1 protein-coding gene is annotated in these 680 nt (G+C 62.9%); it reads left to right on the top strand.

The genetic code is table 11. The features are described 5' to 3' along the window. Window positions 1–155 precede the first annotated feature (155 nt). Window positions 156–680 (top strand): PAS domain-containing protein (locus MPTA5024_RS42680; RefSeq protein WP_198167421.1); only part of this gene is annotated, 525 nt, incomplete at its 3' end.

The raw sequence follows: 680 nt of genomic DNA, 5'->3' as shown, positions 1-680 counted from the left end.
AGCCCCCGACATCCCGTTGGGCCCGGCGGTGCGATGGGTCGACGCTTCGGATGACGACCGGCAACGGCAGTGTTCTCGCGCCTGATTGTACAGCCGTCACCGAGACGAAATTGGACTATTCCGTCCAATTAATCCTATGCTGTCAACGAGGTGGGATGATGGGCTCAGATCTTGACTACGAGGCGGTGTTCAATGCCATCGTGGTCCCGTCGGTGGTACTGACACCAGATTTTGTCATCGTAGCGGTCAATGATGCCTTACTGAATGTGGTGAAGCGGACCAGGGCTGATGTGCTCGGCCAACACGCCTTCACCGCCTTCCCTGACAATCCAGGCGCTCCCGATGATCCCGCCGCGCATGGGATGGAGCATCTGCGTGCTTCGCTGGAGCGGGTGGCGGCCACCGGCCGGCGGAACGCCCTGCCGATGCAGAGGTACGACGTCGAGGTGCCCGGCCGGCCGGGGGTGTTCGAGGAGCGGTACTGGAGCGCGGTCACCGCGCCTGTCCTCGGCCCCGACGGCGAAGTGGAACTGATCATTCACGCTTTCGAGGAAGTCACCGATTTCCTCCGGCAGCTACGACGGTACGGCGAACACGGCGTGACCGACAGCTCACCGGCGCTGGAGGAGATGACGACCAACGTCTACGCCCGCGCCCAGGAGCTCCACCACCTCAACGAA

This window comes from Microbispora sp. ATCC PTA-5024 (assembly GCF_000511135.2).
Lineage (GTDB): Bacteria > Actinomycetota > Actinomycetes > Streptosporangiales > Streptosporangiaceae > Microbispora > Microbispora corallina.
The sequence above is the reverse complement of the archived record's forward strand: the minus strand, read 5'-3'. Positions and strand labels throughout refer to the sequence as shown.